This is a genomic window from Congregibacter litoralis KT71 (assembly GCF_000153125.2).
Lineage (GTDB): Bacteria > Pseudomonadota > Gammaproteobacteria > Pseudomonadales > Halieaceae > Congregibacter > Congregibacter litoralis.
The window spans coordinates 754,726-770,384 of the sequence record NZ_CM002299.1 but is presented as its reverse complement, the minus strand read 5'-3'; the positions used below and the strand labels follow the sequence as shown (position 1 = coordinate 770,384).

Below are 15,659 nucleotides of genomic sequence, written 5' to 3'. Positions count from 1 at the left end.
GACGCTCTCCCGATCTGCGACGGATCAGAAGGCTTTGCCTGATTCGCTCAGCGGAAATAGCCTGGTTGCAAAACCCCTACGGACTCAAGGCCGCAAAAATCGACTGCAAGAACGGAATCACGGTGCTGGCGGTAATAATTGCCAGGAGTACCGAGTGTACCCGTTGAGTTTGCTCCAATCGGGCAAATCGCGGCTCCAACCTCAGATCCTGCGATGCAAATTCAAAGCGCAACCGCTCATCGAGATAATCCCGCGTTACCAGCTGCTCTGCATTGTGAATAAAGGTCTCTGCCATTACCTGTGCCTGCGCGGTGGCGATCTTTTCGTCCATGCCCGCCTCTGTGAGGCGTTGGACACAGCCGAGTGTGTCGAAAGCTATTAAGGCCATTATAGAACTCCGGTTCAGTATGGCCAGTTTCTCCTGCGCGCGGCGATAGCTCCAGATCAATACCGCTCGTTTTTAATCTATTGCGAGCACCCAGATGTCTCGTTGACGACCTAAGCCAAGTAAGCTGAGTAAGCCATCCACGTTTTCATAAACAGCAGTATTTAACCGCATTCAGGCACATTACTAGCCTCCCCCCAAGCCTGCCCCTGCTAAAATCCCTCCATGAAAACCTACCTGGTCGGCGGTGCCGTCCGCGATGAGCTTCTCGATTATCCCGTCAAAGAGCGGGATTGGGTTGTCGTGGGCGCGATGCCCGACGAATTACTCAAGCTGGGTTTTACTCAGGTTGGTAAGGATTTTCCGGTGTTCCTGCACCCACAGACCAAAGAGGAACATGCCCTCGCCCGCACGGAGCGGAAAAAAGGCCACGGCTACACGGGCTTCGAAACCCATTACGACGCGACGGTAACTCTGGAAGAGGACCTGCAACGCCGAGACCTCACCATCAATGCCATCGCTCGCGATGGTGACGGTTCTCTCATCGACCCCTACGGGGGCTCCGCTGACCTAACAAACCGCATCCTGCGCCATGTATCGGATGCATTTATTGAAGATCCTTTACGCGTACTGCGCGTCGCCCGTTTTGCAGCCCGCTATGCGCATTTGGGTTTTACCGTTGCCAAAGAAACCCTGGAGCTCATGAGTGAGATCGTTGCCCAGGGCGAGCTTCAGTACCTCCCTGCGGAGCGCATCTGGGTAGAGACGGAGCGTGCTCTGCGTGAACAGGATCCCCAGGTATTCATAGAGGTGCTACGAGACTGTGGTGCCCTGAAAGCCCTGTTACCGGAAGTGGATGCGCTCTTCGGCATACCGCAGAAAGCGACTTACCATCCCGAGGTCGACACCGGCATTCATGTGCTGATGGTCCTGAAACAGGCTGCGCTGCTCTCTCGAAAAAAAACCCGGCGTGAGCATGTTGAGATTAACTCAGCACACCACACCGAGGGACCGGAATCCGGCAACAGCCAGGTGGTGTTCGCCGCACTCACCCATGATCTCGGAAAAGGCATCACCCCCACGGACGTACTCCCCGGCCATCGAGGCCACGAGCAAGCGGGGCTGCCGCTGGTTGAGGATGTTTGCAAACGTTTCAAGGTGCCCAACGCCCACCGGCAACTGGCGCTCACGGTCTGTGAATATCACCTGCACATGCATCGGGCCCGGGAGCTTCGCGGCGATACTTTGCTCAAGCTGCTGGAGGCTACCGGTGCACTTCGCCAGCCCGAGCGCTTTAACAACTACCTCCTGACCTGTGAAGCCGACTCCCGGGGTCGAAAGGGCATGGAAAACAGAGACTACCCCCAGGCGGACTATCTCAGGCAGGCGCGGGATATCGCAAACGCCGTCACCGTTGCAGAACTCAAAGCGTCCAGCCCCGAAACCCAATCTCTGGAAGGCAAAGCCATTGGCGATGCGCTGAAAAAAGAACGAATCAGACGGCTAGACCAGCTTAGAGAGAGCTACAGGTCCAGGGACACCGCCCTGAGTGGCTGAGACGAGGCATCGTAAGCCGCCCAAAGCTCGCGATAACTTAAGCCAGCGACGGGATGCACATCCTCCGGCGCAAGTTCGGCCAAAGGCCTGAGCACAAAGGCGTTATCGAGGATCTCTCCCCGGGGCAGCTCCACACCGTCGATCACCCCGCAAAGATCACCATAGAGCAGGATATCGATATCCAGACTTCGGGGGCTGCAGCGGGAGGCATTTTCTGGACGGCCATGGGCGTATTCAATGGTGCGCAGGGCCTTCTGCAAATCGCCTACGTCGAGGGTGGTGTTTGCCTCTACCACCAGATTCCAGAATGGCTCACCCTGAAAGCCGATAGCCGCCCCCTCGTACACCGGGGACACCCGCAGCGGGCCCAGCAAAGCCTCTAATTCGGCGAGACCCAGAGGCAGATAGCGCTGAGGTTCAATATTGCTCCCCAGACCCAGAAACAGACGAGTCACGCGGGACGCTCCCCCCGCTCGATGAGCACCCCCACATCCCGTGCTTCCGTCACGGCGCCGGGCTTGCACAGGCGCAGACGCACCCAGGGCACGGAGAACTCACTCATGACCAGACCAGCCAGTTCCGTGGCCATTTTCTCGACGAGCTCAAAACTGGACGCCGCCGCAAAGGCACGCAGGCGGGTCGCCACGGCGGAGTAATCCAGGGCGTCGGCCACATCATCACTTGCGCCCGCGGGGGCGATATCCCAGGCCATCTCCAGGTCCAGTAACAACTCCTGGCGCACCTCCCGCTCCCAGCCATAGACGCCGATGATGGTCGGCAACTGCAGCGCACGTATAAAAACGATGTCACTCACAGGGCGCTCTCCCCGGGCGAATTGGCAGGGATGGGCGGTAACTCGGTCATAGGCCAGCGCGGCCTTACCTGAACATCATCACCATCGACCTGCCCCGCAGCTAAACGCTGAGCCCCCGCATAGGCGATCATCGCGCCATTATCCGTGCAGAATTGCGGTGCGGGATAGAACACCTCGGCCCCTTTTTTACCCAGCGTGGTGGCCAGTTGCTCACGAAGATTCCGGTTGGCACTGACACCTCCAGCCATGACCAGACGATTCAGGCTTTCCTGCTCCAGGGCCCGACGGCACTTGATCACCAGGGTGGATACCACGGCCTCTTCAAAAGCGCGGGCGACATCCGCTTTATCCTGCTCCGTCAGGGGGGACTGCTTCTCCAGGGAGCGCACCGTCGTGAGGGTGTGTGTTTTCAGGCCGCTAAAGGAGAAGTCCAGACCCGGATGCTTGATCATGGGCCGGGGGAAGGTAAATCGATCAGGATTCCCCTCCTGGGCAATGCGGGCGATGTGCGGCCCTCCGGGATAGGGCAATCCGAGCATTTTGGCGGCCTTGTCAAAAGCCTCTCCTGCGGCATCGTCCAGGGATTCTCCCAGCAGCTTGTACTGCCCGATGCCATCCACGCGTACCAGTTGCGTATGTCCTCCGGACACCAGGAGCGCCACAAAGGGAAAGGAAGGACGACTCTCTTCCAGCATCGGTGCCAGGAGATGACCCTCCATATGATGGACACCCAGGGCAGGCACCCCCCAACCCAGTGCCAGGGACCTTGCCGTCGTTGCACCCACCATTAATGCGCCGATGAGACCCGGACCCGCTGTGTAGGCCACGGCATCCACGTCACCATGGGACAGTCCAGCGGCTTCGACCACCTCCCGGACCAGGGGCAGGGTCTTGCGCACGTGATCCCGGGACGCCAATTCGGGCACCACGCCGCCGTATTCACGATGCACCGCGATCTGACTGTACAGGGCGTGCGCCAGGAGGCCGCGCTCGGTGTTATAGAGCGCGACGCCCGTCTCGTCGCAGGATGTTTCGATACCAAGAACGTTCATTTTTTGATCCGGTTCTGCGCCAAAACCACGAGGTCCAGGCGCGAAAGGCGCAAGTCTAATGAATCCCGGCTGTCCGCGACAGCGTTGTGCCGAAGTTCGGCGCCCTGCCCGGGTAAAAAAACGGCAAAACTCACCTTTGCAAATCCCTCAGGCTGCGTATAGAATGCGCGCCCTCGCGCTGGTGGGCGGTGTTTTCTCGTTCCCGGCAAATCAAGACAGGACAGGATTTAGATGCCCCACATCAAGGTAAAAGAGAACGAGCCTTTCGACGTCGCTTTGCGTCGTTTCAAGCGTTCATGCGAGAAAGCCGGTGTTCTTTCTGAAGTACGTCGTCGTGAGCACTACGAGAAGCCGACTACGGTACGTAAGCGCGCGGCTGCGGCTGCGGTAAAGCGTCACCTCAAGAAGATTTCCCGCGAGAACCGTAAGCGCGTTCGCCTCTACTAGTAGGTAGTAGGCGTTAAGACAGGTTTCGACACGAAACAGGCTTTATGAGCGAATCGACCGTTACTCCTTCAGAAACCCAGGCTGCGATCAAAGCCGCCATGAAGGAGGCGATGAAAAGTCGTGATAAAGAGCGACTCTCCACCATTCGTCTCATCCAGGCCGAATTCAAGCGAATAGAAGTCGACGAGCGCATCGTTTTGGACGAAGCGCGGGTTATCGCTGTGCTCGACAAGATGTTGAAGCAACGGCGGGATTCGCAAAAGCAGTACGAAGACGCAGATCGCGAAGATCTCGCCAGCCAGGAAGCTTCAGAAATTGCTGTCATTCAGGAATTTCTTCCCCAGCAGCTCAGCGACGAAGAGCTCGACACCATTATTGATAACGCCATTTCAGCGGCCGACGGCTCAGGAATGCAGGCCATGGGCGCAGTCATGGGACAGCTCAAACCCCAGCTTCAGGGCCGTGCCGACATGGGCGCAGTCAGCCAGAAAGTTAAAGCCCGTCTCGTCGGCTAACGCGGGCTCCGGCACCCGGATCTGCCGCCCGTGGCATAATCCCCCCCCTAGTGAGTGTGGCCCCTGGCCGGGCACATATTGACGTGGCATTGTTTCAACTGGCACCACTTTACCTGGCATCAATTTACCTGGCGCTTCTTTATCTGGCACCTTCTTACCTGGCGCTTTTTTACCTGGCAAAACGCTGATCATGGCCGGACGGATTCCCCAAAGCTTCATCGATGACCTGTTGGATCGCGTCGACATCGTCGACGTCATAGACCGTCGCGTAAAACTCAAAAAAACCGGCAAGAATTTTAGCGCCCGCTGCCCCTTCCACGACGAAAAGTCACCGTCTTTCAGCGTCAATCCCGAAAAACAGTTTTACTACTGTTTCGGCTGCGGGGCGGGCGGTAACGCCCTCGGCTTTATCATGGACTACGAGAATATCGACTTCCCCCAGGCGGTGGAAAACCTCGCCACGGGGGTCGGACTCGAGGTTGTCCGGGAGGAAAGCCGGGGCCAGGGAGCGTCTCCCCAGGGCGAGTCGCCAAACAAACCCCTCTACGAATTGATGGAGCGCTCCGCTGCGTTTTACAAGGATGCCCTGAGAACCCACGAAAACCGCCAGCCTGCCGTTGAATACCTCAAGAATCGCGGTCTTACGGGGGTTGTTGCCCGGGATTTTGGCCTTGGCCTGGCGCCCGCCGGATGGGACAACCTCCTGAAACATCTGGGGGACGACGAACAAACGCTGTCCCGAGCCATCACCGCTGGCATGCTGGTTAAGAATGATAAAGGCCGCGTCTATGACCGCTTCCGGGACCGAATTGTGTTTCCTATCCGGGACCGTCGCGGCCGTGTGATCGCCTTCGGCGGCAGGGTGCTGGGAGACGACAAACCCAAGTATCTGAACTCCCCGGAATCACCCATTTTTCATAAAGGCCGTGAGCTTTACGGCCTTTATGAGGCGCGGCGAGCCAATCGCAAACTCGATCGCATCATCGTGGTAGAGGGCTACATGGACGTGATTGCCCTGGCCCAGGCTGGCATCAGCTATGCCGTGGCGACCCTCGGCACCGCCACGAGCACGGAGCATTTGGAGCGCATCTTCCGCGTCGTGCCCGAGGTGGTGTTTTGCTTTGATGGCGACGAAGCAGGGCGTAAAGCGGCGGAGCGGGCCCTGCACAACACCCTGCCGACCATGGCCGACGGACGCCAGGCCCGATTTTTGTTTCTGCGGGAGGGCGAAGATCCCGACTCCCTGGTGCGCAAAGACGGGACCCAGGCCTTTTTAGATCTGGTGCATGCCGCCGTACCCCTGGAGGAGTTTCTCTTCCAGAGTCAGGCAAACGGGCTGGACATTGGCACCATGGAGGGTCGCGCCAGCCTGTCCAAGCGGGCGCTGCCTCTCATTCGCATACTGCCCGAGGGCGTCTATCGGGAGCTGATGTTCCAGTCTTTGGCAGAGCGCACCGGCTTAGAGCTTGCCAGCCTGATGAAACTCGAACTGCCGCCCCCGGAGCCGCCTCCCGCTCCAGAAAAGGCCCGTCACGGTGGAGCGTCTGACAGCGGCTTCGGCAGCAGCGCAAACAGCTATCCGGATCACCACTTGCCTCAATACTCCGATGAATTCGCCGATAATTACCCAGATATCGACTCAGGTGACTACTACGCCTCAATGGACGGAGGGCCACCCCCGGATGCGGGTGCCTGGGCCCCTTCAGACGATGAACCCACCCCCCGACAACGCGCGCCCCTGGGTCAGGCGCCCCGCGCGCATGCGACGCTGACCCAGGCTGCCATTGCCCTGTTACTGCACAAACCCGCCGTCGCTGCCCTGGCGGACGCCCATGCCCTGTCTGCGCTGGAAGGTCGGGAGGGGGAGTTACTCAAAGCCATTATCGAGTTACTGCAAAAACGCCCCGAGTCCAGCACCGGCATGCTTCTGGGCCATTGGCATGGCAGCAGCGAAGGCGAGCTTCTCGCAGAACTTGCGGGGCAGGAAAGACTGATACCCACAGATGGTATCGAAGCACAGTTTCAGGACATCATCAGACGCCTGACACTGCTGCCCCTCCGCCAGCGGATTATGGAGGAGATCAGCGGCCTGAAGAGTCGCCCCTACGCCCAGCTCACCGCCGATGACAAGGCGCGGCTACCGGAGCTCATCCGTGCCCTGCGCGACCTGGACACCCGAAGTGGTCCCGGCGGCCAGTAAACACACCGCGGCCTCTGCGGCGGTGGCAGGCCCGTTATTTCTGTAAGCAATTTGTCCCACTTTCCGCTATACTGGCGGGCTAACTTTTTCTGTTTTATCACGTCCGCCCCGAAAGGGCCGGCCAAACCCAAGCAAGGTATCGAATGAACGACGCCGTTACACAGCAATCGCGTTTGAAGTCCCTGATTGCCAAAGGAAAAGAGCAGGGTTACCTCACCTACGCCGAGGTCAACGACCACCTCCCCGAGGACATTTCTGATCCGGATCAGGTCGAAGACATCATCCAGATGATCAACGACATGGGAATCCAGGTCTTTGAGCAGGCCCCCGATGCCGATGACCTGATCCTCACCGATGGCGATGGCTCTGCCGACGACATCGCCGCAGCGGAGGCCGCGGCAGCTCTCGCAGCCGTCGAGACCGAAGCCGGCCGGACCACGGACCCCGTGCGCATGTACATGCGCGAAATGGGTACCGTTGAGCTTCTCACCCGCGAAGGCGAGATCGTTATCGCCAAGCGCATCGAAGAAGGCATCCGGGAGCTCATGGCTGCCCTGGCGTTTTACCCCGGCGCCGTGAAGTCCGTACTGGACGATTACGCCCTGGTCGCCAAAGAAGAGAAAAAGCTCGCCGATATCCTGGTGGGCTACCTGAACCCGGCAGACCACGTGCCCTCTGCCCAGCAGATTGCCGAGCAGCAGGCGGCTAAAGCCGCAGGTAACACTGACGACGAAGATGACAACGCTCCCACGGGACCTGATCCCGTAGAGGCGAAGAAGCGCTTTACCGCCCTCAAACGTCAGTTCAACAAAACGGAAAAAGTTCTCGCCGAGAAGGGTCGTCAGGACAAGGCATCCATCAAGGAGATGGAGAAGCTTGGTGAGATCTTTAAGTTCTTCAAGTTCACACCGAAGGTTTTTGACCCCCTGAACGACGAGGCGCGCTCAGCCCTTGCCGGTGTTCGGGAGCAGGAGCGCGAGATCATGCGCATTGTGGTGCGCCGCTGCCAGATGCCCCGCAAGGAATTCATCACGTCCTTTCAGGGCAACGAGTCCAACGCAAAATGGCTGTCACGCCATGCCCGCAAGAAAGACTACGGCCCCAAGCTGAACGCCCACAAAGAAGAAATCCATCGCGCTCAGCGCCAGATCGGTCAGATTGAAGAAGCCACCGGTCTCACGGTTACCGAGATCAAAGAAATCAACCGCCGCATGTCCATGGGCGAGGCCCGGGCGCGGCGCGCCAAGAAGGAAATGGTAGAAGCTAACCTCCGCCTTGTGATTTCTATCGCCAAGAAGTACACCAACCGCGGTCTGCAGTTCCTCGACCTGATTCAGGAGGGCAACATCGGCCTGATGAAGGCGGTCGACAAGTTTGAATACCGTCGCGGATACAAGTTTTCGACCTACGCTACCTGGTGGATTCGTCAGGCCATCACGCGTTCCATTGCAGATCAGGCGCGCACCATTCGTATTCCGGTGCACATGATCGAAACCATCAACAAGCTCAACCGTATTTCCCGGCAGATGCTTCAGGAGATGGGTCGCGAGCCCACCCCCGAAGAGCTTGGCGAGCGCATGGAAATGCCCGAAGACAAAGTGCGCAAGGTGCTCAAGATTGCCAAAGAGCCCATCTCCATGGAGACACCCATCGGCGATGACGAAGACTCCCATCTGGGTGACTTTATCGAGGACCAGACGATCCACTCTCCGATCGATTCAGCGACGGGTCAGGGTCTTCAGGAAGCGACCAAAGACGTCCTGGGCGGTCTGACGGCGCGCGAGGCCAAGGTGCTGCGCATGCGCTTCGGTATTGATATGAACACGGACCACACTCTGGAAGAAGTCGGTAAGCAGTTTGACGTAACGCGGGAGCGTATCCGCCAGATCGAAGCGAAGGCGCTGCGAAAGTTGCGCCATCCGACGCGGTCGGACTATCTCCGCAGCTTCCTGGACGAAAGCTCCTAAATAAGCACCCAAGCGCGACCAAAGCCGCTCCCTGAGCGGCTTTTTGCGTACTGAGCACTGATTAATTTGCCCGTGGCGCCCAGGCATTATGCCGTGCAGAGCGGCTGGCTCGGTGTACACTCATCTAAAACCAATAAGAGATAACGATCATGCAGCAGCTCAGCGGACTCGACGCGTCCTTTTTGTATCTCGAGACACCAAACTCCCCCATGCATATCTCCGGTCTGTACATCTACACCCAGGAGACCGCACCGGAGGGCAAGGTACGTTTCAAGCAGATCCTTGAGGGTACCGCGAATCGCGTCAAGGGCATCCCCAGCCTGACCCGCAGGCTCAAAGAAGTGCCCCTGGGTCTTGATCATCCGTACTGGATCGATGAGGGAGATTTCGACCCGGAGTTTCATATCCGTCATGTCGCCCTACCCGCGCCGGGCGACTGGCGTCAGCTCTGCATTCTCATTTCACGTATTCACGCAAGACCCCTGGATCGGTCGCGCCCCCTTTGGGAGATGTATGTTATCGAGGGTCTCGACAATCTCGAGGGCTATCCCAAAGGCTGCTTTGCTCTGTTCTCCAAGATGCATCATGCGGCGGTTGACGGCGCTTCGGGCATGGAAATTACCGCGGCGATTCATGACTTGAGCGCCGATGCCAAAGTCGAGCCTAAGACCGTCATCACCCGCCCTGATCGCGACCCCAGTACCTTGGGTCTCCTGACCCGTGCGCAGATCAACGGGCTGCGACAGCCTTTGAGATTTATTTCCGTAGCGCGCAACACGGTACCGGGCTTTGCGAAGGTGTTTATGCAGCTGCGCAGAGGCGATCTCCAGCGTGTCGGCACTGTCCCCCGCGTGCGATTCAACGGTACCGTATCGGCCTATCGGGTGTTTAATGCCGTGAGCCTGCCATTGGAGGAGATCAAAGGGATCAAGAACGCTATTCCTGGCGCGACGGTCAATGATGTGGCCCTCACTATTGTCGGTGGTGCCATGCGCAAGTATCTGGAGGCCCATAGCGAATTACCCGACGAATCATTGGTGGCGATGGCGCCGGTCAATGTCCGTGATACCAAGGAAAAAGGCACCGGGGGCAACATCGTATCTACCATGGCCGTACAGATTCGCAGTGATATTGCCAGCGCCCGGGAGCGTCTTATCGCAGTGCATGAAGGCACCCGCACGGCCAAGGAATACACCAATGCCGTCGGTGCAAAAACCATGACCGATTACTCGCAGTTCATTCCCAGCACTCTGACCGCCCAGGCCGCACGACTGGCAAGCCGCTGGGGCCTGGTGAATCAGATCAACCCGATTTACAACTGTGTCATCACCAACGTACCGGGACCCCAGGTGCCTCTCTACAACACCGGAGCCCGCATGCTGTCGAACTTCGGCACGGGTCCCGTTGCAGACGGCGTTGGACTGTTTCATGTGATCAGCAGCTATTGCGGTGAATTCACTATCTCGGCGACGAGCTGCCGGGAGATGATGCCGGACCCTGACTTTTACCGTAAGTGTTTGATGGCAAGCTTCGAAGAGCTTCGCGACGCAACCATAGTCAAGGCAACGCCTAAGCGCCGCTCAAAGGCAAAGGACAAACCCGTCGCGAAACGGAAAACCGCGGCAAAAAGCCGGGCCAAGGCTAAACCTAAGAATCCCGCAAAGACTCTGGCAAAGAATTCTGCAAAGGCGGCGCCGGCTCGCAAACGCGCATAGCTACCTATCAACTCATACCGGCCTAGTGCCTATTGAGGCATCAGCTATTGGTATTGTCAGCCATCGGCTTTTCGAAAATGAGCACATGCTGCTGCGGTAGGTAATCCTCAGTTCTGACCCACTCCAAACCAATGGCCGCCATCTCCCGCCGAGCCTGATCCTCGCTCATTTTGTGCAGGGTCTTTATGGGCACGGATGGATCCTCGCTGCGGTATTCGATGAGCACCAGTTTTCCACCGGCTCGCAGGGCGTCAAACAGTGCCAGGCCCATCTCCCGCGGATAGGAAAACTCGTGATAGGCGTCAACGATGAAGGCGAGATCAATGGCGCCGGACGGTAAGTTAGGAGAGGTTTCGGAGCCGAGCACTGACTCGACATTTGCCAGCTTCATGGCATTTTTACGCTCTTCCAGCATTGCCAACATCTCAGGCTGGATATCAACGGCATAAACACGCCCCTCGGGTACGCGCTTCGCGATGGGGAAGCTGAAGAATCCGGTACCCGCGCCAATATCCGCGACCTTATCGCCTGGACTAATGGGCAGACGGGTTATCAACAAGTCCGTGCGCTCCTGACGCTCCCGCTCAGGACGCTCCAGCCAGCCGGCACCTCGGTGACCCATGACATGGGAGATTTCGCGGCCCATATAGAACTTGCCGATGCCATCACGGCTCGCCGATTTGTACTCGTAAATGCCTTCTTCATCAGCAGATGGCGGTTGATCCGCAGAGCAGGCCGTAGTCGCCGCGAACACCGCCGCGAGTAACATCAGTTGCTTAAGGTACTTCATCAGAGCAGCCTCCTGGATAACAACGTTGATACGCGGATGCCCCGGCGATTGGCTCATCGGTAGAATAGGCAGGTGCCCCTTGGAGTAAGGTCGATTCATGACAAAAAGAACCAACCCGCTGGATCGCTTTGCAAAGGATTTGAAAGCCGGAACCCTTGAATGGATAGGGCTGCGTTCAGCACGCAAAGCGCCACTAACCGAAGTCGAGTCAGTATTGGCCATCGCCGGTCGCGGTCTCGAGGGAGATCACCGCGTGGACAAAACGCCGGGCTCCGGTCGGCAGGTCACCCTCATTTCCCGGGAATTTATCGAGCAGACCGCGCACTTCCTGGACCTCGAGACCATTGCGCCCGCAACGCTGCGTCGCAACTTAGTCGTTTCCGGTATCAACTTGCATGCGTTGCGGCATCAGCGCTTCACCATTGGTGATGCATTGTTTGAGGCCAGCGCCCTGTGCCACCCCTGCTCGCGTATGGAAAGCGCCCTGGGCAAAGGAGGTGTCGCGGCGATGCTCGGTCATGGCGGTCTTTGCTGCCGCATACTCAAGGGTGGCGTTATCACCCTGGGCGATAGCGTCAAGGTAGAAGTGCCCGCGTTGACGCAGGATATGTTTCAGGACCAGGCCTAGGTTTTGGCCTAGGCTTTGACCTGTCTCAATGCCGCTGGCTTAGAGCGGCTCCGTAAGAATACCAAGCATTGTGCGGATGCCATCCCGATAGTTGCCCAATCGCAAATTCTCATTGGGACTGTGCTGGTTGTTGTCGCGATTAACCGTCGGCACCGTTACCGCGGGAATACCCAGGGTGTTTACAAAGGGTGAAATTGGAATCGAGCCACCACTCATGCGAATTTGAATAGGTTCCTCCTCGAACGCTCGCTGCAGTGCGCGACGCAGCCAGCGACCAACCTCAGAGTCGAAGTCCGTGCGGAACGACTGGTAGGAATTTTCGTAGGTAAAAGTAGCGATCTTTTCATGGGCCATGCGCAAGGCTTTATCCGGCACCTGATCAGTCACGAAGAAGCCCTGTCCGCGCACATGTTGTTTTACAAGGTCGATGAGGCGCTCGGGGTCTGACTCGAGCACGAGTCGTATATCAATCTCTGCACGTGCCCAGCCCGGGACGATGGTTCGGACCTTTTCATCAATCCAACCAGATTGCATGCCGCGAATATTCAGCGAAGGGTACTGAATGGCTTCCTGGTAGCTGCGGCCCACCTTGTCCACGGAGCCCAGTTGCAGACGCTCGCGAATCTCCTCTTCGTTATCAGGCACTGCACGCAGTATCTCCTGTGTCGCCTCATCGATACTGATGCCGTCGTAGAACCCCGGAATCGTGACGCGACCCTCGTCGTCTTTCATGGAAGCCAGCAGCTTCGCAAGGCGCAGGGCGGGGTTAGGCGCGTAGTTTCCAAAGTGCCCGCTATGCTGGGGCACCACCGGACCGTAAGTTGTGAGTGTGACCGTGGCAATGCCTCGGGCACCGAAGGTCAGCGTAGGACGATTGGTGATATGTCTGGGACCGTCAAAAATAATCAGCATATCTGCGGATAGGAGCTCGCGATTCTCGGTCACCGCTTTGGGGAGGTTCGGGGAACCCAGCTCTTCTTCGAAGTCCATAATGACTTTGATGTTGAAGTTCGGCGCGATGTTTTTATCTGCAAGCGCATCCAGCGACGCGAGGAACATGGCTACGGGCCCCTTTGCGTCGGAAGCCGAACGCGCAAAAACGCGCATCTCCTCGTCGTAATTCTCGATGGCCGTCCAGGGGATTTGTTCCCACTCACCGGCGGCATTCCGCTGCTTTAGCGCTGGCGTGTAGGGACTCGCCTGAAACCATCGGCTCGGGTCCACGGGCTGTCCATCGATCTGCAGATAAATCAGTACTGTGTTGTCGGCATCGGCGTGCTGACGCGTGGCAAGGAGCAACGGAGCCTCCGCTGTAGCGATGCGCTGTGTGCTAAATCCGCGACGAGCGAAGGCGGACTCGGTCCACACCACGTTCGCCTCAACCTCCTCGGGATGATTCGCGTCGTTGGGAATACTCAGAAGTTCCCGAAGCAAAGGGAATGACGACTGTGCGTAGTCCTTGGCCAGCGCCCCAAGGGAGTCAGCATCAAGTTCTGAGATCTCTGCGGCGCGCAGTACCGGGGCGGAGAGAAGGAACACTGTCAAAAGCCTGCAAAAGATGCGGTGTAAGGGCAATTGCATACGAAAGCTCCGATATTCAAGAGCTGTTGATGGTACAGCAACTCGAACCCTGCGCATCAGCAGAGAATAGCTATGGAGAGATAACCGAAGAGGCCCTATAATCGCTGCCCCTCGGGCCCATAGCTCAGTTGGTTAGAGCAGTCGACTCATAATCGATTGGTCGTAGGTTCAAGTCCTACTGGGCCCACCATCTTCTTGATTTTTAAAGCTTTTTATGCCTTCGACCTATCGACTGCGGGTCGGTGGGGCTCTACCCAGTTAACGGGGGATACACCGGTTTTCATTAAACTCGGTTGATAATGCCATCCCATCCACAGTGGGTTAAGACCCGCAGTCGATAGTTTTCAAAGTTTCTAAATCCATAGGCTCGCCGACTCATCATTTCCATCTTGTTATGGAAGCCCTCGGTGATGCCGTTCGTCTTGGTAAACCGCCACATGCCAACGATGGGTTCCAGCCAAGACTTCAGTGTTCTGGCCAACCGATGAAGCGGGCTAGCCGCCAAGTCCTCGATTAATGAAAGCAGCCGCGGCAGCAGCTGCGGCTCTACCCAGTTAACGGGGGATACACCGGTTTTCATTAAACTCGGTTGATAATGCCATCCCATCCACAGTGGGTTAAGACCCGCAGTCGATAGTTTTCAAAGTTTCTAAATCCATAGGCTCGCCGACTCATCATTTCCATCTTGTTATGGAAGCCCTCGGTGATGCCGTTCGTCTTGGTAAACCGCCACATGCCAACGATGGGTTCCAGCCAAGACTTCAGTGTTCTGGCCAACCGATGAAGCGGGCTAGCCGCCAAGTCCTCGATTAATGAAAGCAGCCGCGGCAGCAGCTGCTTGGCTTTTTTACGATTCAAGGATTTGAGTAGCAGCAGACGATTGAGCTGCTGCTTAGCCGCATACAGCGCCTTGAGCACGGGATAGTCATCCAGATATCGGCCAAGGTTCTCTCTTTGCTCATCCGTAAGACGCCATTGGTGGCGTCGCATCAGGCTGACCAGCCCGCGATGCTTGCGCCCCTCGGGATCGTAGCCCTGCCAGGCTTTGAGCAGATGCTGATTAACCAGTCGAATGACGTGGAATCGATCGGCAACAATCGTGGCGTTAGGAAAGTACCGGCGCACAATGCTGCGGTAGGTTTCCGACAAGTCCATGACGACAACCTGGACGTTCTCTTTACCCGGTAATGCCCTTAAATAACGTCTCAAACTCAGTTCTGAGCGTCCCAGCACCACATCGAAGACCTTGTGGTTCTTCAGATCCACCATCGTGGTGGCGTAGCCGCGCTTGCGGCTAAAGAAGTGCTCGTCGATACCCAGCACACGGGGGCAGGGCCGATTAGACATCTCCGATAGTCGCAGTCGGCACTGACCTTGATACCAGCGCTCGACGGTTGCCGGGCTCATGTCGTGTGTTCTCGCGAGCTTACGCTGCGTCACGCCGCCGTCATGGGCCTCGAATACTTCAAGACGGAAGGCGTCCGACGATCGATAGCGGGGCCTGACGCCCTGAAACCGGTGACGAAAGTAGCGACCACATTGTGGGCAGTGATACTTGGGCGTCTTCAGGTGCAGCGTCATCACCTGGTTGCCCTGGCGTGTGTGTTTTAACGTGCGCTCGTGGGTCGCTTTAATCCTGACTTTGGGATGCTGGCAGTGGATGCACGATGGGCGGCGCTTTGGCCTGGCATAGACCTCGATCGAATCATTGCGATCAACACGTTCGACCTCCAGCTCGGGAAGGCCTAATATATTTCCTGCGTGGGACATCGGGGGTTTCCTCATTAAACGGACTTCGCAAATTCAGTTTAATGATCCCCGGTGTCCCCCGTTAATGATGAAGAGCCGTCGGTGGTCGTGCATGCGTGGGATAACCTGGATTCGACCTTAAATGATTCCGCAAAATCAGATTAATGAACCCCGTTGCACCCCTTTAATGATGAAGAGCCGCTCATCCCCTCGAAAGCCCGATAGGCCGGTAGCGACGACGGACCAACAGACCCGTTAA

At 57.5% G+C, this 15,659-nt stretch carries 14 protein-coding genes, 1 tRNA gene and 1 pseudogene; 8 read left to right on the top strand and 8 right to left on the bottom strand.

What is annotated here, in order from left to right; translation table 11 throughout:
* Window positions 1-76: 76 nt before the first annotated feature.
* Window positions 77-388 (bottom strand): hypothetical protein, encoded by a 312-nt coding sequence (locus KT71_RS03500; protein WP_023659906.1) that lies wholly within the window; start codon window positions 386-388, stop codon window positions 77-79.
* A gap of 222 nt (window positions 389-610) precedes the next feature.
* Here KT71_RS03500 and KT71_RS03495 point away from each other — a divergent pair, with 222 nt between their 5' ends.
* Window positions 611-1,942 carry a multifunctional CCA addition/repair protein gene (locus KT71_RS03495; RefSeq protein ID WP_008292844.1) on the top strand — a complete coding sequence of 444 codons (1,332 nt, stop codon included), beginning with the start codon at window positions 611-613 and terminating at the stop codon, window positions 1,940-1,942.
* Here the strand turns inward: KT71_RS03495 and folK are convergent.
* The 3 genes from folK to tsaD are packed head-to-tail and all read right to left on the bottom strand — an operon-like array spanning window position 1,909 to window position 3,808.
* Window positions 1,909-2,397, bottom strand: coding sequence for a 2-amino-4-hydroxy-6-hydroxymethyldihydropteridine diphosphokinase (gene folK, locus KT71_RS03490; RefSeq protein WP_008292845.1), 489 nt, complete (start codon window positions 2,395-2,397; stop codon window positions 1,909-1,911). The genes KT71_RS03495 and folK overlap by 34 nt on opposite strands.
* Complete coding sequence (folB, locus tag KT71_RS03485) at window positions 2,394-2,756, bottom strand: dihydroneopterin aldolase (protein WP_008292847.1); 363 nt, start codon at window positions 2,754-2,756, stop codon at window positions 2,394-2,396. The genes folK and folB overlap by 4 nt, the downstream gene beginning before the upstream one ends.
* The gene (tsaD, locus tag KT71_RS03480) at window positions 2,753-3,808 is read right to left on the bottom strand and encodes a tRNA (adenosine(37)-N6)-threonylcarbamoyltransferase complex transferase subunit TsaD (protein WP_008292848.1); all 1,056 of its coding nucleotides are present in this window, start codon (window positions 3,806-3,808) and stop codon (window positions 2,753-2,755) included. Before tsaD ends, folB begins: the two co-directional genes overlap by 4 nt.
* Window positions 3,809-4,039: 231 nt before the next feature.
* Here tsaD and rpsU point away from each other — a divergent pair, with 231 nt between their 5' ends.
* The 5 genes from rpsU to KT71_RS03455 all read left to right on the top strand — a co-directional run bounded on the left by rpsU (window position 4,040) and on the right by KT71_RS03455 (window position 10,652).
* Entirely contained in the window at window positions 4,040-4,255 is a 216-nt protein-coding gene (gene rpsU / locus KT71_RS03475; RefSeq protein ID WP_008292850.1) for a 30S ribosomal protein S21, read from the top strand.
* Window positions 4,256-4,299: 44 nt separating this feature from the next.
* Window positions 4,300-4,770 (top strand): GatB/YqeY domain-containing protein, encoded by a 471-nt coding sequence (locus KT71_RS03470; RefSeq protein WP_008292851.1) that lies wholly within the window; start codon window positions 4,300-4,302, stop codon window positions 4,768-4,770.
* Window positions 4,771-4,960: 190 nt separating this feature from the next.
* Window positions 4,961-6,970 (top strand): DNA primase, encoded by a 2,010-nt coding sequence (dnaG, locus tag KT71_RS03465; RefSeq protein ID WP_008292853.1) that lies wholly within the window; start codon window positions 4,961-4,963, stop codon window positions 6,968-6,970.
* 143 nt (window positions 6,971-7,113) lie between these two features.
* Entirely contained in the window at window positions 7,114-8,937 is a 1,824-nt protein-coding gene (gene rpoD / locus KT71_RS03460) for an RNA polymerase sigma factor RpoD (protein ID WP_008292854.1), read from the top strand.
* Window positions 8,938-9,086: 149 nt separating this feature from the next.
* Complete coding sequence (locus KT71_RS03455; protein WP_023659904.1) at window positions 9,087-10,652, top strand: WS/DGAT/MGAT family O-acyltransferase; 1,566 nt, start codon at window positions 9,087-9,089, stop codon at window positions 10,650-10,652.
* Window positions 10,653-10,692: 40 nt separating this feature from the next.
* Here KT71_RS03455 and KT71_RS03450 read toward each other — a convergent pair whose 3' ends face one another.
* A complete protein-coding gene (locus KT71_RS03450; protein ID WP_023659903.1) occupies window positions 10,693-11,442 on the bottom strand; it encodes a class I SAM-dependent methyltransferase in 750 nt (249 codons plus the stop codon).
* A gap of 97 nt (window positions 11,443-11,539) precedes the next feature.
* On the opposite strand from KT71_RS03450, the gene KT71_RS03445 reads away from it, so the two are divergent.
* A complete protein-coding gene (locus KT71_RS03445) occupies window positions 11,540-12,070 on the top strand; it encodes an MOSC domain-containing protein (protein WP_008292857.1) in 531 nt (176 codons plus the stop codon).
* Window positions 12,071-12,109: 39 nt separating this feature from the next.
* On the opposite strand, the gene KT71_RS03440 is transcribed toward KT71_RS03445, so the two are convergent.
* The gene (locus tag KT71_RS03440; protein WP_008292858.1) at window positions 12,110-13,609 is read right to left on the bottom strand and encodes a M20/M25/M40 family metallo-hydrolase; all 1,500 of its coding nucleotides are present in this window, start codon (window positions 13,607-13,609) and stop codon (window positions 12,110-12,112) included.
* Between the two features lie 155 nt (window positions 13,610-13,764).
* On the opposite strand from KT71_RS03440, the gene KT71_RS03435 reads away from it, so the two are divergent.
* Window positions 13,765-13,841 (top strand) — tRNA-Ile (locus KT71_RS03435).
* A 93-nt stretch (window positions 13,842-13,934) separates the two neighbouring features.
* On the opposite strand, the pseudogene KT71_RS20395 reads toward KT71_RS03435, so the two are convergent.
* Both KT71_RS20395 and KT71_RS03425 read right to left on the bottom strand, forming a co-directional pair.
* Window positions 13,935-14,192: pseudogene (locus KT71_RS20395) on the bottom strand (transposase); the annotation flags it as partial.
* Between the two features lie 38 nt (window positions 14,193-14,230).
* Entirely contained in the window at window positions 14,231-15,421 is a 1,191-nt protein-coding gene (locus tag KT71_RS03425) for an ISL3 family transposase (protein WP_023659513.1), read from the bottom strand.
* Between the last annotated feature and the right edge of the window lie 238 nt (window positions 15,422-15,659).